16 protein-coding genes are annotated in these 16,768 nt (G+C 66.0%); 6 read left to right on the top strand and 10 right to left on the bottom strand.

Annotated elements, in window-relative coordinates; translation table 11 throughout:
• Window positions 1-16 precede the first annotated feature (16 nt).
• Genes ADAD_RS0102575 through ADAD_RS0102590 form a run of 4 tightly spaced genes read right to left on the bottom strand, consistent with a single transcriptional unit; the run spans window position 17 to window position 2,906 of the window.
• The gene (locus tag ADAD_RS0102575; protein ID WP_010408923.1) at window positions 17-1,252 is read right to left on the bottom strand and encodes a murein hydrolase activator EnvC family protein; all 1,236 of its coding nucleotides are present in this window, start codon (window positions 1,250-1,252) and stop codon (window positions 17-19) included.
• 6 nt (window positions 1,253-1,258) lie between these two features.
• Window positions 1,259-1,681 (bottom strand): 23S rRNA (pseudouridine(1915)-N(3))-methyltransferase RlmH, encoded by a 423-nt coding sequence (locus tag ADAD_RS0102580; protein ID WP_010408926.1) that lies wholly within the window; start codon window positions 1,679-1,681, stop codon window positions 1,259-1,261.
• Window positions 1,682-1,700: 19 nt separating this feature from the next.
• Window positions 1,701-2,141, bottom strand: a complete 441-nt coding sequence (gene rsfS / locus ADAD_RS0102585; protein ID WP_010408928.1) for a ribosome silencing factor — start codon at window positions 2,139-2,141, stop codon at window positions 1,701-1,703.
• 60 nt (window positions 2,142-2,201) lie between these two features.
• Window positions 2,202-2,906, bottom strand: a complete 705-nt coding sequence (locus tag ADAD_RS0102590; protein WP_010408930.1) for a nicotinate-nucleotide adenylyltransferase — start codon at window positions 2,904-2,906, stop codon at window positions 2,202-2,204.
• A 254-nt stretch (window positions 2,907-3,160) separates the two neighbouring features.
• Here ADAD_RS0102590 and ADAD_RS0102595 point away from each other — a divergent pair, with 254 nt between their 5' ends.
• Together ADAD_RS0102595 and ADAD_RS17325 are read left to right on the top strand one after the other, a co-directional pair.
• On the top strand, window positions 3,161-4,300 hold the full coding sequence (locus ADAD_RS0102595; RefSeq protein WP_010408932.1) for a M23 family metallopeptidase: 1,140 nt from the start codon (window positions 3,161-3,163) through the stop codon (window positions 4,298-4,300).
• Window positions 4,293-4,802 carry a polymer-forming cytoskeletal protein gene (locus tag ADAD_RS17325; RefSeq protein WP_010408934.1) on the top strand — a complete coding sequence of 170 codons (510 nt, stop codon included), beginning with the start codon at window positions 4,293-4,295 and terminating at the stop codon, window positions 4,800-4,802. The genes ADAD_RS0102595 and ADAD_RS17325 overlap by 8 nt, the downstream gene beginning before the upstream one ends.
• A 74-nt stretch (window positions 4,803-4,876) precedes the next feature.
• Here the strand turns inward: ADAD_RS17325 and ADAD_RS0102605 are convergent, their stop codons facing one another.
• From ADAD_RS0102605 to ADAD_RS0102625, 5 genes are all read right to left on the bottom strand, one after another.
• Window positions 4,877-6,544, bottom strand: a complete 1,668-nt coding sequence (locus ADAD_RS0102605; RefSeq protein ID WP_029139853.1) for a long-chain-fatty-acid--CoA ligase — start codon at window positions 6,542-6,544, stop codon at window positions 4,877-4,879.
• A 64-nt stretch (window positions 6,545-6,608) separates the two neighbouring features.
• Window positions 6,609-7,391, bottom strand: a complete 783-nt coding sequence (locus ADAD_RS0102610) for a DUF1013 domain-containing protein (RefSeq protein WP_050803694.1) — start codon at window positions 7,389-7,391, stop codon at window positions 6,609-6,611.
• A gap of 172 nt (window positions 7,392-7,563) precedes the next feature.
• Window positions 7,564-8,637 carry a glycosyltransferase family 4 protein gene (locus tag ADAD_RS0102615; RefSeq protein ID WP_010408940.1) on the bottom strand — a complete coding sequence of 358 codons (1,074 nt, stop codon included), beginning with the start codon at window positions 8,635-8,637 and terminating at the stop codon, window positions 7,564-7,566.
• Window positions 8,637-9,572 carry a UDP-2,3-diacylglucosamine diphosphatase gene (locus tag ADAD_RS0102620; RefSeq protein ID WP_192807566.1) on the bottom strand — a complete coding sequence of 312 codons (936 nt, stop codon included), beginning with the start codon at window positions 9,570-9,572 and terminating at the stop codon, window positions 8,637-8,639. Before ADAD_RS0102620 ends, ADAD_RS0102615 begins: the two co-directional genes overlap by 1 nt.
• Window positions 9,573-9,714: 142 nt before the next feature.
• Complete coding sequence (locus ADAD_RS0102625) at window positions 9,715-10,734, bottom strand: NAD(P)H-quinone oxidoreductase (RefSeq protein WP_010408943.1); 1,020 nt, start codon at window positions 10,732-10,734, stop codon at window positions 9,715-9,717.
• Between the two features lie 110 nt (window positions 10,735-10,844).
• On the opposite strand from ADAD_RS0102625, the gene ADAD_RS0102630 reads away from it, so the two are divergent.
• The 3 genes from ADAD_RS0102630 (at window position 10,845) to ADAD_RS0102640 (ending at window position 14,641) form a co-directional block, all read left to right on the top strand.
• Window positions 10,845-11,051, top strand: a complete 207-nt coding sequence (locus tag ADAD_RS0102630) for a DUF1192 domain-containing protein (RefSeq protein WP_010408946.1) — start codon at window positions 10,845-10,847, stop codon at window positions 11,049-11,051.
• A 153-nt stretch (window positions 11,052-11,204) separates the two neighbouring features.
• On the top strand, window positions 11,205-13,568 hold the full coding sequence (gene clpA, locus ADAD_RS0102635; protein ID WP_010408948.1) for an ATP-dependent Clp protease ATP-binding subunit ClpA: 2,364 nt from the start codon (window positions 11,205-11,207) through the stop codon (window positions 13,566-13,568).
• Window positions 13,569-13,606: 38 nt separating this feature from the next.
• Entirely contained in the window at window positions 13,607-14,641 is a 1,035-nt protein-coding gene (locus ADAD_RS0102640; protein ID WP_010408954.1) for a ligase-associated DNA damage response exonuclease, read from the top strand.
• Between the two features lie 38 nt (window positions 14,642-14,679).
• On the opposite strand, the gene ADAD_RS0102645 is transcribed toward ADAD_RS0102640, so the two are convergent.
• The gene (locus ADAD_RS0102645) at window positions 14,680-14,982 is read right to left on the bottom strand and encodes a hypothetical protein (protein ID WP_010408956.1); all 303 of its coding nucleotides are present in this window, start codon (window positions 14,980-14,982) and stop codon (window positions 14,680-14,682) included.
• 98 nt (window positions 14,983-15,080) lie between these two features.
• Here ADAD_RS0102645 and ADAD_RS0102650 point away from each other — a divergent pair, with 98 nt between their 5' ends.
• The gene (locus tag ADAD_RS0102650; RefSeq protein WP_010408961.1) at window positions 15,081-16,697 is read left to right on the top strand and encodes a cisplatin damage response ATP-dependent DNA ligase; all 1,617 of its coding nucleotides are present in this window, start codon (window positions 15,081-15,083) and stop codon (window positions 16,695-16,697) included.
• Window positions 16,698-16,768: the final 71 nt, after the last annotated feature.

Genomic DNA, 16,768 nt, shown 5'->3' on the forward strand with positions numbered 1-16,768 from the left:
CGCTGGATGCCCCGCATCAGTCCGCAATATGGTCGAGCGGGTTGGCCGGGCGGCCGCCAAGACGCAGTTCGAAGCCTACCGGCCCGCCTTCGGGTGGGGCCACGCCCAGCGGCGCGCCCTCGGTCAGATCTTCACCCACGGTGACATCGGTACGCGCCAGGCCGGTGACGAGGCTGGTCCAGCCACCCGGATGCTCGACGATCACGATCCGCGCATAGCCCCGGAACGGCCCCGCGAAGGCGACCCTGCCCGGCGCCGGAGTGACGATCTGCGCGCCCTCGCCTGCGCGAATCAGCAGGCCTTCCGAGCGCCCCCCGCTCCTGTCGACCGAGCCGAAGCCGCGCAGCGTCCGGCCATTCACCGGCAGCCGCAGACCGACGGGCGAGCGCGCCTGCCGTCGGGTGGCGGGCGGTATCGGGGTCGCGGTGCCCGGCGCGCGAGCGCGTGATGGCTGCGCGGGGCGGATTACCGGGCCGGGCAATGCGGCCAGCTCTTCACGCAAGGCGCCTGCCGCGTCGATCCGCTCCACCAATCCATCCAGATCGCGCGCCTCTTCGGCGTAGGCGAGCGCGCGTTCCTCCAGCCGATCGGCCTCGCCGCCGCGACGCCGGGCGGCAAGCCGCTTGCGGGTTTCGATCGCGGCCAGCTGGTCGCGGCGCAGGGCCAGCCGCTCTTCCTGATCGGCAAGGCCTGCCAGTACGGTTTCGGCTTGCTTGCGAAGTGTCCGGCTGCGCTCGATTTCCGCGCGCAGCGCCGAGGTGCGGGTGCGGACCTCGGGGATCGTGGTTTCCAGCACCGCGCGCAGATAGACGGTTTCGCGCAGCGATCCGGGGCGGAAGATAGACAGCGCGAGCGGGCGGCGAGAGAAGTTCTGCAGCGCCCCGGTCAGCCGGATCAGCGGCTCGCGCCGTTCGCCAAGCCGGGCATCGAGCGCGCGTTGCTGGCGCGCGATGAGCGAAAGCCGCCCCTGCGCCACCGCGATTTCGGCTTCGGTTTCCTGGATGCGTGCGGCCAGCGCGGCTGACCGGCTGGCGACACGCTCCGCCTCTTCCTGCGCCTCGGCAGCTGCCTTCTCCAGCGATGCGCCTCGCTCCGCCGCGCGCTGGGAGGCGCGCTGGGCGCGCTCGATCGCGGCCCGGACATCCTCGGCGCTCTCGAATTCGCCCGCGCTCTGCCCGCGCAGCTGCGGACCGAGCGCAAGCGCGGCGAGCAGCGCGACCGGCGCGGCGATCAGGGCGAGGCGTCCAAGCATCGCGGGCTACCCTGCCCGATGATAGGGATGGCCTGCAAGAATGCTCGTGGCGCGGTAGAGCTGTTCGGCCAGCATCGCGCGGGCCAGCAGGTGCGGCCATGTGGCGCTACCGAAGGCCAGCAGCAGGTCGGCCTCGGCACGCTGCTGCTCGCTATGGCCGTCCGCAGCGCCGATCAGGAAGCGCGCCTCCCGGATGCCGCCATCGCGCCAGTCACCCAGGATTCCCGCCAGTTTCTCGGAAGAAAGGTCGCGGCCCTTTTCATCGAGCGCGACGGTTCGCAGCGGCTGCTTGTGCGGCGGGATGCGCCCGCCGGTTTCGGGCAGTTCGGTCAGCTTCGTGTCCCACGTGATGCGGGACATGTAGCGATCCACCAGTTCGGCCTCGGGGGAACGCGCGATCTTGCCGCGCGCGACGATATGCAACAGCATCTTCGGTCGGTTGCGCCGCCTACGCGTTCCCGCCCGCGGCCATCTTGTCCTCGTCGCCGAAGGACCACATGCGTTCGATATTGTAGAAGCTGCGCACTTCGGGGCGGAACAGGTGGACCACCACGTCGCCCGCGTCGAGCACCACCCAGTCGGCGGCGGGCAGCCCTTCGAGGCGCACCGGGCCGTACCCGTCCTGCTTGATCTTCTCCGCCAGCTTCTGCGCGATCGAGGCGACCTGCCGGGTCGAGCGCCCCGATGCGATCACCATGTGATCGGCCATGCTCGACTTTCCGTCGAGATCGATGGTCACGATGTCCTGCGCCTGATCCTCGTCCAGCTGCTGCATCACCATGGCGTGCAGTTCGTCGGAACGGTCTTCAGACACGCGCGTGCCCTTGCCGGAAGCGGTGATTCCCGCGGGCGCGCCGGAGGATACTGGTGTGGCTTGCACGTTTGTCATGGGCGAGGTCGATACTCCTGTCATTCCAGAAAGATGGGAATGGTCGGGAGCATATGCGAGTCATGTGCCCCCGGGCTCCGCGTCGGACCCCACATCGGGAATGGGCCTGTGAGTGACCCGATCGCGGAGTAGAGCGTCACCATAGCGCGAAGCCCAGTCGGGATCGCCAGCGCGGATGGCGGTGGCGGACCGGGCATCGGGATCAAAACGCAAGGTCACCAGGATCGGTGCGCTCCATTCACCCCTGTTTGCGAACCGCGCCGCGTCCATGCGGAAGCGCCGCAGCATGGCCGCCGCGGGGCTGGCGACGGTTGCCATCTCATACCCCGGTCTTGCGATAACCGCAATCGGCAGCGTCCACGCGATCCGGCGCCACGCCTTCCACCTGTGGAATGTCATCAGATTGTCCGATCCCATCAGCCACACGAAGTCCCGTTTCGGGTAGCGGCGCTGAAGCGCGGTGATCGTATCCACGGTGTAGCGGGTGCCCAGTTCGCGCTCGATCGCGGTCACGCGGATCGGGGCGCGGCGGGCCTGCTCCACGGCAGAGGTGTAGCGCGCGTGCAACGGCGCCATGCCCTTTTTCGGCTTGAGCGGATTGCCGGGCGATACCAGCCACCAAACCTCGTCCAGCCCCAGCGCGCGCAGGGCGAAGAGCGAGATGCGCCGATGGCCGCCATGCGCGGGATTGAAGCTGCCCCCCAGCAGGCCGATACGTGGGCCTGCCTGAGCGGTGCCGCCACGGCCTCTGCGCGAAAATGGCACGCCCGGCCGGGTGAGAGATAGAGAATCGGACAAGGGCGGCAAAACCCGCATAACGCCGATCGGTTCCGGGAAATTATGATTAATGACAGGTATTTTCACCATTCATCGTAACCAGACTTCGATTCGTCCGAACGACTCGTCGCAGGATTCGACCGGCCCCATCCCTCTTGTTACCCCCCGCATCGGGACCGGAGCAACGGTTAGGGGTCGCTTTGACAAATCGGACGGATGATCGCGTCACGTGGGCGCAGCGCATGGAACATTGGTTTCCGGAGCGCGAGTTCTTCATGCGCTCGCAAGGGCAGGTTCGCTTCATCAAGATCAGTTCGGGCCTGCAGAAGCGGACCGCCGCCCTCGCTTTGACCGCATCTGTCGCCTTCGTCGGCAGCATGGGCGTGATGAGCGTGCTGCAATATCAGTCCAGCCTCGAACGCGCGGCGCTGATGGAACGCGAGGCCAGCGTGGCCACCGCCGAGGAACGGCTGGATGCCTACCAGGCCGATATCGGCGCGGTGACGCACGATCTGGAAAAGCGGCAGGACTTCATCGAGGAAATGATGAAGGTCATGCCCGCAGATGCGATCCAGCATGGCTCCAGCGAAGAGGGCGAGACCAGCGAACTCGTCCAGAAGGTTTCCGCCGCAGTCCCCGAAGCCGAGGCTCTCGCGCGGATCGAGGCGCGGCAGATCGCCTTTGTCGAAGGTCTCACCAATTACGCAGATCTGCGTTCGCAGCAGGCCATGTGGGCCCTGCGCGAACTCGGGCTCGACCCGCAGAAGATGCTCGCCAGCGCGGAACAGGGGGCCCGGGGCGGCCCGCTGGAAACCGTTTTCGCCGATGGCGAGATCGACCCGCGCTTCGAACGTCTCGGCCTCAGCCTGACGCGGCTGGCCGCGCTTGAATCGACGCTGGCGGGCGTGCCGCAGATCAAGCCGACCGACGCACCGGCTGCCAATTCGTCCTACGGGCTGCGCCGCGATCCGTTCACCGGCCGTGCGGCAATGCACAAGGGGCTCGATTTTCCGGGCGCGATGGGCGCACCGATCTATGCGACAGCGCGCGGCAAGGTGACATTCGTGGGTCGCCGGGGCGGCTATGGTAACGTGGTGGAAATCAGCCACGGGCAGGGCCTGTTAACCCGTTACGCCCACATGTCGCGTTTTGAAGCGCAGGTGGGAGACCGGGTTGAAGCAGGCGCGGTGATCGGCGCTATTGGCAGCACGGGTCGATCGACCGGCCCGCACCTGCATTTCGAGGTTCGAGTGAACGGCACCGCAGTCAACCCGCGCACATTTCTGGAGTTAGCCCCCGATGTTCTCAAAAAAGCCCGCCGAAACCCCGGCCCCAGCAGCACCCGCACGGCCGGCAACACCCAAGGCGACGCCGGTGTCTAAGAACGGCTCTTCCTCGGGCAGCTTCTCCGTCCTCGGTGCGGACGTCACCATTACCGGCAACATCTCCGCATCGACCGAACTGCATATCGACGGCACGGTTGAAGGCGACATCGAGTGCGCTTCGCTGGTGCAGGGCGAAGGCAGCCAGATCACCGGTGAGATTCAGGCGGAAAGTGCGCGTCTGGCCGGGCGGGTGGACGGTTCCATCCACGCCCGCGAACTGGTGATCCTGCGCAGCGCGACGATCAACGGCGACGTGCATTACGAAGCGCTCACCGTGGAACAGGGCGCCGCCGTGCAGGGCCGCTTCGCCCCGCGCGATGCCGAAAGCCACTCGACGAACAGCTCCGCATCGAGCCAGGCCTCCACGGACGGCAACGGCGCGAGCGAGACGCAGGCGCCGTCGTCCTCGACCACGGCCGATCTCGGCATCTCGCCCTTCGCGCCGGACACCTCGGCCGACAACGACCGCGAAAACGCGCCGAGTTCGAACTACTACTAATCCCTGGACGGGAGGAGCGAGGGGCGTGCTGCCAGCTGGCGGTGCGCCCCTTCCTCTGTCCGGCGTGCGGTTCTTCAGTCCAGCACTTCGGCCCGCAGCGCCTTGCGATCGAGCTTGCCGACCATCGTGACCGGCAGGTCCTTGCGGATCACCACCTCGTCCACCCTCTCGTGCTTGCCGACGCGGGAATTGAGCCAGTCGCGCAATGCCTCGGCGCTGGGTGCGCGGACATCTGCGTTGAGCGTGACGTAGGCGCGCGGCACCTCGCCCTTGTAGTCGTCGGGCACGCCGATCACGAGCACGTCGCGGATGGCAGGGTTTTCCTGCAGCACTTCCTCGACCTGGCTGGGGAAGACCTTGAAGCCGCCCACGGCGATCATGTCCTTGATGCGATCGACGATGGCCACGAAGCCGTTATCGCCAATGGTCGCGACATCGCCCGTGCGCAGCCACTTGCGGCCCAGGTGCTCCACGAACACCTCTGCGTCGGCCTGCGGCAGGTTCCAGTAACCCTGCATGATCTGCGGGCCGTTGATCGCCAGTTCTCCCGGTTCGCCTTCCGGGGCAAGCTTGCTGGCATCCTCCTTGTCGAGCAGCAGCAGCCGCGTCTGCGGCAGGACCTGCCCGATGGTGCCGTTCTTGCGCTGCGCCTCGTAGGGATTGGTCGAGACCACGCCCGAGCTTTCCGTCAGGCCATAGCCTTCGACCAGCCGCACGCCCGTAACCTTCTCCCACTTCTCACGCAGCGGATCGGCCAGCGGCGCACCGCCCGAAATGCAGATCCTGAGCTGCGAGAAATCGGTCTGCGCGATCCTGGGATGATCGAGCAGCGCCTGGAACATGGTGGGCACGCCGGGAAAGCCGGTGCAGCGCGCGCGCTTGAGCGTTTTCAGCACGTCGGTCGCATCGAAGCGCGGCACCATCGCGATGGTTGCCCCGCGCACGATGCTGCGGTTGAGCACGCAGGTATTGGCGAACACGTGGAACAGCGGCAGCGCGCCCATGATGATGTCGGGCTCGCTGCGGTCGAACGGGTCGATCGCGTTCACCTGCTGCGCGTTCGCGGCAAGGTTCGCATGGCTGAGCATCGCGCCCTTGGGGCGCCCGGTGGTGCCGCCGGTATATTGCAGCAGCGCAATCTCGTCGGGCGTGATGTCCAGATGGCGCGGTTCGGCGCGGGGCAGCATATCGCGCCAGTTGACGATTTGCTCGCCGTAAGCGGGCTTCGCGACCGAACCGCTCTTGAACAGCTTGAGGCCCAGCCCCTTGAACAGGGGCAGCATGTCCGAAAGCTCGCCCACGACAAGCGTCTGGAGAGAGGATTGCTCGAGCACGGCAGCCGCCGTTTCGTAAAGCTGGGCCGCATCCACCGTCACCAGCAGCCGCGTGCCCGAATCCTCGACCTGGTGGGACAGTTCGTCGACCGAATAGAGCGGCGAGAAATTGACCACCGTCGCGCCCGCCATCATCGCCCCGTAATAGGCGGAAAGGTAGATCGGCACGTTGGGCAGGAACAGCCCCACCCGATCGCCCCGCCCGATCCCGGCCTGCTGCAAGCCTGCGGCGAAACGCCGCGCTTCGGCGTGCATCGCCTGGTAACTGAGCTTGCGACCGAGGAATTCGACCAGCGTGCGATCCGGATGGGAATCCACCGCCCGCCCGAACAGGGCGGGCATGGTGGTCGTCTCGATGGGAGCGTCCCACGGGCGCGGGTGGTGATAGGGCAGCTTGCTTACATCCATGTAAGCCTGATGAGGCCCCGCGCGCCGCCGCGCAAGCATTTGCTAGGCGGCTGGGCCGAAAATCTTAACCCTGATCGCTCGTGTCGACCGCCTCATCCGTATCGCTATCGGCTTCGGGAGCGGCTCCGGTATCGAGCGGCGCACCGCTGAGCTGCTCTTCCTCGCTCGCGCGCTTGGCCTGGAGCCATGCGGCGGCTTCGGCTTCCTGCGCGGCCTCGGCGGCGGCTTTCTCGTTTTCCTGGCGCTCGCGCCGCAGTTCCTCGATCAGCCGGGCCTTGTCGCTCGCTTCGACCTGCGGGTCGGCAGCGGCATTTTCGAGGCCCGCCTTCTTCGCCGCGGCCTTGACCACCGCATCCAGTTCGCGCTGCGAACACAGGCCCAGCGTCACCGGGTCCTTGGGCTGGATGTTCTGGATGTTCCAGTGCGTGCGATCGCGGATCGCACCGATGGTGTTGCGCGTCGTGCCGATCAGCTTGGAGATCTGCGCGTCCGACATTTCGGGGTGGTTGCGCAGGATCCAGGCGATGCCGTCGGGCTTGTCCTGCCGCTTGGAGACCGGCGTGTAGCGCGGCCCCTTGGTGCGCGTGACTTCGGCGGGGGCCTTCTGCATCTTGAGGCTGTAGCTGCTGTCCGCCTGGCCCTTCTCGATCTCTTCCTGCGTCAGCTCGCCGGCGTAGACCGGGTCGCGTCCGGTATACTTGCTGCCCGCCAGATCGTCCGCCATGGCCTGCACTTCGAGAATGTGCAGTCCGCAGAATTGCGCGATCTGTTCGAAGCTGAGCCCGGTATTGTCGACCAGCCAGGTGGCGGTCGCATGGGGCATCAGCGGGGTCGGTTGGTCGGCCATGATGGTCATCCTGAAAATGCGTGCCCCGGCAGGTTCGGGCGGGGCTGAAAATGAAAGGGCCGCCCCATGCAGGAGCGGCCACGTCGCGCCCAGTGTAAGGGCCGCGGCCCTTCAGGGCAAGTCAGATCGCGATGCGCGGGTCCGCGCTCTGGAAGCCGCGGTCAGCCAATGATCAGGGAGTAAGGCACTCGCCGTCGAATTCCTCAAGCCCGGCGAGGAACTGCGCGGTTGCCGCTTCCCAGCTGAACTTCGCGCCGAAGGCGGCGCACGCGGCCCGGTCGCGCGTCAGCGCGTCGGCAATCGCCTGGTCCAGATCGTCGCCCATCGCGCCGACCTCTTCGGTCAGGATGTCGCGCGGGCCCGGCACGGGGTAGGCCGCAACGGGCGTGCCGCAGGCCAGCGCCTCGATCATGACGAGGCCGAAGGTGTCGGTCTTGCTGGGAAACACGAAGACGTCGGCGTCGGCATAGCAGCGGGCGAGATCGTCGCCCCCGCGTTTACCGAGGAAGACCGCCTCGGGATAGCGCGCCTCGAGGTCGCTGAACGCCGGGCCATCGCCCACGATCACCTTGGTGCCTGGCTGGTCGGTCTTGAGGAAGGCCTCGATGTTCTTCTCCACCGCGACGCGCCCGACATAGAGCTGGATCGGCCGGGCCAGCCCCTCGAAATCGGGTGACAGGCCAAGATCGGGGCGGAACACGGCGAGATCGACGCCCCGGCCCCAATGGTGCAGCCGGGTGAGGCCCTGCGCGCGCAGTTCCTCGCGGATGCTCTCCGTCGCCACCATCACCCTTTGGGCGGGGCGGTGAAACCAGCGGATATAGGGCCAGAAGGCGTCGGGCGGCAGGTAGGTCCGCCGGGAGACATAGTCCGGGAATTGCGTGTGATAGGCGGTGGTGAAAGGCACCGCCTTGGCAAGGCAATAGCGGCGTGCCGAAAGACCCAGCGGGCCTTCCGTGGCAATATGCACCGCATCGGGCTGGAGCTTGGCGAGCTTGCGCCCGACCGTGCCCGGCATGGTCAGCGCCAGGCGGATTTCGGGATAGGTCGGGCATGGAACCGACGGATACTGATCGGGCGAGATCACCTCCACCCGGTGCCCGCTCTCGCGCAGGATGTCGCAGGTGGTGGTCAGCGTGCGGACCACGCCGTTCATCTGCGGGTGCCAGGCATCGCTGACGATGGCGATCGATTTGGGCGGCGTCCCCACGAGGTCAGCCAGCCCGCCCGGTTCGAGCAGCAGCATCACGCGACCGCGCGCGCGGCGCCTTCCTGCCGGTCATCGTCGGGCTCCACGACGGTGCGCCGTGCGATCTCGTCCGCCCATTGAAGCACTTCCATCCGCCCGTCGAAATGCTCGACCAGCGCATTGCATCCTTCGACCCAGTCGCCGTCGTTCCAGTATTCGATATCGCGGCCATTATGCTGGAACATGCGGTGTTCGGCAGTGTGGATATGGCCGCACACCACGCCGTCGACCCCGCGCTCCCCGGCTGCGCGGGCCACGATTTCCTCGTACTTGGAAATGAACTCGACCGCATTCTTCACCTTGTGCTTGGCCGCCTTCGACAGCGACCAATAGGGCATCCCGAGCGCGTTGCGGGCCTTGTTGACCCATCCGTTGAGCGCCATCATCAGATGATAGGCGGTGTCGCCGACGAAAGCGAGCCACCTATGGGTGAGCATCACGGTATCGAACTCGTCGCCGTGCAGCACCATCAGCCGGCGCCCGTCGGCGGTGGTGTGGAAGGCCGCGCGACGGATTTCGACGTCGCCGAAATTCATGCCGGAAAACGGCCGCACCACCTCGTCGTGATTGCCGGGAATGTAGACGATCCGCGTGCCGCGCTTGGCGCGCTTCAGGATCCGCCACACGATGTCGTTGTGCGAGGCGGGCCAGTAGAACTTCTTCTTCAGCCGCCAGCCGTCGATGATGTCGCCGACCAGATACATCGTCTCGCTATCGGTGCTGTCGAGGAAGTCGATCAGCATTTCCGCATTGCAGCCCTTGGTGCCCAGGTGCACGTCGCTGATCCAGATCGTGCGATAGCGGCGGCGCTTGCCGTCTTCCGGCTCGGGCACGGAGGGTTCGACCGGCGGGAAGCTGGCGACATTGTCGAACTCGCCGGCAAAAGCGGAAAACGCTTTCGGCAAGCCTGCTGGTGACGTTTGGTCGAGCATGGTGGTGGCCGGCCCCTGTTGTTCGTCCAGAACACATCCGGCGAAAAACTGTGGTTTCGCCAGGTTGTATGCTCCGAGGCTTAGGGGGCCTTTGTTACAGCCGACTCACAAAATCGTGACAATACTGCGAATATCCACAGTCTTACCTGTCAGATGAAAGTCCTGATCGTGAAAGATCCTCGTCGATGGCGAGAACGATTTTGCCGATATGGTCGCCATTCTCCATCCGGGCATGTGCCTTGTCGGCGTCGGCCAGCGCGAAGATCTCGTCCATCACCGGGCGGATGGTGCCATCTTCCACCAGCGGCCATGCCTCGCGCGCGATCTCGTCGCGCAGCGCGGTCTTGAACGCGTCCGATCGGGGGCGCAGCGTCGATCCGGTCAGCACCAGCCGCTTGGACATCACCAGCGCCATGTTGATCTGGGCCTTGAGCCCGCCGAGAACCGCGATGGTCACGTGCCGCCCATCGGGCTTGAGGCACTTGAGGTTGCGCGACACGTAATCGCCCGAAACCATGTCGAGCACCACGTCCACCCCGTCGCCGCCGGTGATCAGCCCCACGGCTTCCACGAAATCGGTGGTCTTGTAGTCGATCGCGTGGTCCGCGCCGACGGCCCTGGCGGCATCGCACTTTTCCTCGCTGCCCGCGGTCACGATCACGCCCAGCCCGAAGGCCTTGGCCAGCATGATCGCCATGGTCCCGATTCCACTCGTGCCGCCATGGACCAGCAGCATCTCGCCATCGCGCGCCATGCCGCGCTGGAAGACGTTGTGCCACACGGTGAACAGCGTCTCGGGCAGCGCAGCGGCCTCCGCCATGGTCAGCACATCGGGCACGGGCAGCATATGGCCCTCTGGCACCACGCAATATTCGGCATAGGCCCCGCCCGGCGTCAGCGCACAGACCTGTTCGCCCAGCCAGGACACATCCACGCCTTCGCCCACGGCCACGATCTCTCCCGAAGCCTCGAGCCCCAGGATCGGCGAGGCGCCCGGCGGTGGCGGATAGTGCCCGGCGCGCTGGATGCAATCCGGCCGGTTGACCCCGGCATAGGCGACCTTGAGCAGCACTTCGCCCGCGCCGGGACGCGGAACCGCCGCATCCTCCCGAAGGCCGAGAACTTCCGGCCCGCCGGTTTCAGCATAGCCGGTCGCGCGCATCGTGTCGGGTACGGCTGGCACTGCATTTTCCCCCGTCGCATCCTGTGTCAGCCCGCGCCCTAGCCACGCGCCGCATTGACAGCAAGCGGGACTGGGAGGAGAGTGCGGGGATGGAAGAAGACGTCGGCCCCCGCCCCACCAGCGATGCGGCCAGCCAGCTGGCTGCCGACGATCTGTCACGCCTCTCGCAGTTCGAACTCGACGACCGGATACGCCTGCTGCAGGTGGAGATCGCGCGGGTGGAACAGTATCGTCTGCGCTATTCCAAGCAGCGCGACGCCGCCGAAGCGCTGTTTTCCAGGAAAAATGGGGAATGAGAGCGGTCCGCCCTTCACACCTGCGGGGCGGCAACCAATATTCCTCCGTAGTCGTTCACCCCGCGCTCACTCCTCAGGCACAAACTGGGTCGCGCGAATCCCCGGTGACAATCCGCAGCTGCCGATCCCGCTGCCAAATCTCGCAGGATACCTATGCCTAGCTTTGCGCAAAATCTCGAAAAGACCCTCCACGCCGCGCTCGACGGTGCGCGCGAACGGCGGCACGAATATGCCACGCTCGAACATCTGCTGCTGGCGCTGATCGCGGACGACGACGCGGCAGAGGTGATGGGCGCCTGCGGGGTGGACCTGGCCGAACTGGCGGATGTGGTGCGCACCTATCTGGATCAGGAATACCAGTCGCTGAAGGCGGACGAGGCGGGCGAACCGCAGCCCACCGCCGGTTTCCAGCGCGTGGTGCAGCGTGCGATCCTGCACGTCCAGTCTTCCGGCAAGGACATGGTGACGGGCGCCAACGTGCTGGTTGCGCTGTTTTCCGAACGCGATTCCTACGCGGTCTATTTCCTGCAGCAGCAGGACATGAGCCGGCTCGATGCGGTCAGCTTCATCAGCCACGGCATCGGCAAGAGCGGCCAGGCGATCGAGCCGCGCTCTCCGCGTGGCAGCGACGAAGCCGAGGCCGAGGAGAAGGAAGAGGCCAAGGGCAACAAGAAGGAAACCGCGCTCGACCAGTTCACGGTCAACCTCAACGCGAAGGCGGACAGCGGCAAGATCGACCCGCTGATCGGGCGCGGACCAGAAGTGGACCGCACGGTGCAGATCCTGTGCCGCCGCTCGAAGAACAACCCGCTCTACGTCGGCGATCCGGGCGTCGGGAAGACCGCGATTGCGGAAGGCCTCGCGCGCAAGATCGTCGAAGGCGATGTGCCCGAAGTGCTGGAAGAGGCAGTGATCTACTCGCTCGACATGGGCGCTCTGCTCGCGGGCACGCGGTATCGCGGCGATTTCGAGGAACGGCTCAAGCAGGTCGTCTCCGAACTGGAAAAGATGCCGCACGCGATCCTGTTCATCGACGAGATTCACACGGTGATCGGCGCCGGCGCGACCAGCGGCGGGGCGATGGATGCATCCAACCTGCTGAAGCCCGCGCTTTCATCCGGCGCGATCCGCTGCATCGGATCGACCACCTACAAGGAATTCCGCAATCACTTCGAAAAGGACCGCGCGCTGCTGCGCCGGTTCCAGAAGATCGACGTCAACGAGCCCACGATCGAGGATACCGTGAAGATCCTCAAGGGTCTCAAGTCCGCGTTCGAACAGCACCACAAGGTGACCTACACCGCCGATGCGCTGAAAACCGCGGTGGAACTCTCCGCGCGCTACATCAACGACCGCAAGCTGCCCGACAAGGCGATCGACGTGGTGGACGAAGTCGGCGCGATGCAGATGCTGGTGCCGCCCAGCCGCCGCAAGAAGAAGATCACCGCGCGCGAGATCGAGGCGGTGATCGCCACGATGGCACGCATTCCGCCGAAATCTGTCAGCAAGGACGACAAGACCGCGCTCGAAAACCTCGAACGCGATCTGAAGCAGGTCGTCTTCGGGCAGGACCCGGCGGTGAAGAAGCTGGCCACCGCGATGAAGCTCTCCCGCGCGGGCCTGCGCGATCCGGACAAGCCCATCGGCTCGTTCCTGTTCTCCGGGCCCACCGGCGTCGGCAAGACCGAAGTCGCGCGCCAGCTCGCCTCCATCATGGGCATCGAACTCAAGCGGTTCGACATGTCCGAATATATGGAACGGCACTCGGTCTCGCGCCTGATCGGTGCGCCTCCGGGTTATGTCGGCTACGACCAGGGCGGTCTGCTGACCGATGCGGTCGACCAGAACCCGCACTCCGTGCTGCTGCTCGACGAGATCGAGAAGGCACATCCGGACCTGTTCAACATCCTGCTGCAGGTGATGGATAATGGCCGCCTGACCGACCACCACGGCAAGACGGTCGATTTCCGCAACGTGGTGCTGATCATGACGACCAATGCGGGCGCGGCGGACATGGCGCGCAGCGGCATCGGCTTCGGCGACGTGAGCAAGGAAGATGCGAGCGAGGAGGCGGTGAAGCAGATGTTCACCCCCGAATTCCGCAACCGTCTCGATGCGATCGTGCCGTTCGGCTACCTGGGCAAGGACACCATCGCGCGGGTCGTCGACAAGTTCATCATCCAGCTCGAACTCCAGCTGGCCGAACAGAATGTCGACATCCAGTTCGACGATGCGGCGAAGACTTGGCTCGGCGACAAGGGCTACGACCGGCTCTACGGCGCGCGCCCGATGGGCCGCCTGATCCAGGAAAAGATCAAGCAGCCGCTGGCCGAGGAACTATTGTTCGGCAAGCTGGCCGATGGCGGCGAGGTCAACGTGACCATGAAGGACGGCAAGCCGCACTTCGAACTCACGCCCGCCCCGCCCAAGGGCAAGCGCAAGAAAGCCGCGCCGAAGAAGAAGGCGACGCCCGAAAGCGGTGCCGAAACGGGCGCGGACAAGGACAGCGAAAGCTAAACCGGGAACGGCGGGCATGGCAGGGTGCTTTCACCCTCATGCCCGCCGCGCCCTTTTCCTGGATCCAGCCACACCCGCACGGCATCTACGTGGTGCCTGCCGATGCGTGGGTCGATCCGTCGCGCGCAGTCGATACCGCGCTCGTTACCCATGGCCATGCAGACCACGCGCGCGGCGGGCACGGCACCACGTTTGCCACGCCCGAAACGCTCGCGATCATGGAGCTGCGCTATCGCACCGGGGCTGAGGACGACGCGGGTGACATCCCACACAAGGCGATGCCCGTTCGCTACGGAGAGACGATCCGCCTGAAGGGCGGCGTCGATGCGACCTATATCCCCGCAGGCCACGTGCTGGGCAGCGCGCAGATATTGCTTGAGCATGCGGGCGAGCGGATCGTCGTCACCGGCGATTACAAGCGCCGCCCGGATCCGACCTGCCCGCCCTTCGAAGTGACGCCGTGCGACATCTTCATCACCGAGGCGACCTTCGGCCTTCCCGTATTCACCCATCCGCCCATCGCGGGCGAGATGGCCAAGCTGACCGACCGGCTGGCGGCGCATCCCGATTCGTGCGTGCTGGTGGGCGCCTATGCGCTGGGCAAGGCGCAGCGGGTGATCGCCGAACTGCGAGCGGCAGGGCACACCGACCCGATCTACCTCCACGGCGCGATGGAGAAAATGTGCCGGCTGTACGAGGAACACGGCGTCGACTTGGGCGAGCTTCGACTCGTCTCCGATCACACGAAGGACGACATGCGCGGCCACATCGTGGTGTGCCCGCCCTCGGCGCTCAACGACCGGTGGAGCCGCCGCCTGCCCGATCCGATCACCGCCATGGCGTCAGGCTGGATGCGCGTTCGCCAGCGCGCAAGGCAGCGCAATGTCGAGCTGCCCCTGGTCATCTCGGACCATGCCGACTGGGGCGAGCTGACCGATACGATCCGCGAAGTGAACCCGCAGGAAACCTGGATCACCCACGGCCGCGAGGAGGCGCTGCTACGCTGGTGCCAGCTGCACCAGCGGCCCGCACGCGCGCTCGCGCTGGTCGGTTACGAGGACGAGGACGATTGACGGGGATGACCGAGCCACCCCCGCCCGCGCGCGTCGGATCAGTCGATCTCGGCGAGGCCGGCTGCAATCCTTGCCAGCATTTCCTCGGTGATCGCACCCTGCGACTGGGGCTGGATTTCCTTGAGGCTCATGCTCTTGATGTACGGGTAGTACTGGCTCGCCTCGAGATCGGGCAGCTCGGCGACGACGACAGCGCGCGCAGCCTCGTCGGCCATCAGCGTTTCGATCGGCGTTTCGATCGTCAGCGCGGCCTCAGCTCCCTGCGCAGCGACCGGAGCGGCGGCCAGCGCCAGCGGAGTGGCGACCATGGCGAGCGACGCCGCGAAGAACCTGATTGTCATGACAGTGGACCTTTCCCTTTCGAAACCGGCGTATGCTTGCCGTCTCGGGAAATGAGTACCTGCGATTCACCCTTCCGAAAAGAGGGTTTGCCCCACTGATGGAGAAATTCGCCGCCCTGATCGACGCGCTTGTCTATACCCGCAGCCGGAACGAGAAGCTGCGGCTGATCGGCGAATACCTGCGCGCCACGCCCGATCCCGATCGCGGCTGGGCGCTTGCGGCGCTGAGCGACGGGCTCGATTTCCCGGCGGTCAAATCCTCCACCATCCGCACCATCCTGAAGGATAGGGTAGACCCGGTGCTGTGGACGCTCAGCCGCGATTTCGTGGGCGACACGGCAGAGACCGCAAGCCTGCTGTGGCCCCAGGAGCAGCTGGCGCCGGAAGACGCGCCCTCCCCGCCCACGGTCAGCGAGACGGTCGCGCTGCTTGACGCCATGACGCGCAAGTCGGTCCTGACCGAACTGCCCGCGCTGCTCGACCGGCTCGATGTGTCGGGCCGTTACGCGCTGCTGAAGCTTGCCACGGGGGCGATGCGGATCGGGATTTCGGCGCGGCTGGCGAAGGTCGCCTTCGCGGATGCCTTCGATGTGCCGGTAGAGGATGTGGAAGAGTACTGGCACGGGCTGAAGCCCCCCTATTCGGAGCTGTTTGCCTGGGCGGCAAAGGGTGCGGACCCGCCGGACATGGCGGATATCCCGCTGTTCAAACCCTTCATGCTCGCGCATCCGCTGGAAGACACGGTGGTCAGCCTGGAAGACTATGTCGCCGAGTGGAAGTGGGACGGCATCCGGGTGCAACTGGTGCATGCCGGCGAAGGCGAGAATGGCGAAACCCGCCTCTATTCGCGCGGCGGCGACGATATCTCCCACACCTTCCCCGAAATGCTGCCCGCGCTGGACTTTCCCGCGATCCTCGACGGGGAGCTGCTGGTGCAGGGAGCGGTCCAGGGCGGCGAGGCGGGAGGCGCGGCCAGCTTCAACGCGCTGCAGCAACGGCTCGGCCGCAAGACCGTCTCCAAGAAGATGCTGGCCGAAAGCCCCGCCTTCGTGCGCGTCTATGACGTGCTCTCGCTCGACGGCGACAATCTGCGCGACAGGCCATGGACTGAGCGGCGCTCGATCCTCGAAGAGTTGATGGCGCGGCTGCCATCCGAGCGCTTCGATCTCAGCGCCATCGTCGAAGCGCGTGATTTCGAGCATCTCGCGCAGATCCGCGAAGGCGCACGCGACGATGCGATCGAGGGGCTGATGCTCAAGCGGCGCGATTCGCCCTACGTGCCCGGTCGCCGCACCGGCCTGTGGTACAAGTGGAAGCGCGACCCGCTGCTGATCGACTGCGTGCTGATGTATGCGCAGCGCGGGTCTGGCAAACGCTCCAGCTTCTATTCGGACTACACCTTCGGCTGCTGGGATGGCGACCCGGACGCGGGCGCGGACCTGCTGCCCGTGGGCAAAGCCTATTCGGGCTTCACCGATGCGGAGCTCAAAAAGATCGACCGGCACGTGCGCCAGAACACGGTGAACCGCTTCGGCCCCGTGCGCGAGACCGACAAGAGTCTGGTGTTCGAAGTCGCGTTCGATTCGGTGCATGCGAGCAAGCGCCACAAGTCCGGCCTCGCCATGCGCTTCCCGCGCATCCACCGCATCCGGTGGGACAAGCCGGTGCACGAGGCGGACCGGATCGACGCGCTGCGCGCGCTGGTGAGGGACTAACCCCTCACCCCTCATCGCTCCTGCGTCATCCCGGCGCTCGAGCCGGGAAACCCCAGCCGACGACACGGGAG

Origin of the sequence: Citromicrobium sp. JLT1363, from assembly GCF_000186705.1 — a bacterium.
Lineage (GTDB): Bacteria > Pseudomonadota > Alphaproteobacteria > Sphingomonadales > Sphingomonadaceae > Alteriqipengyuania.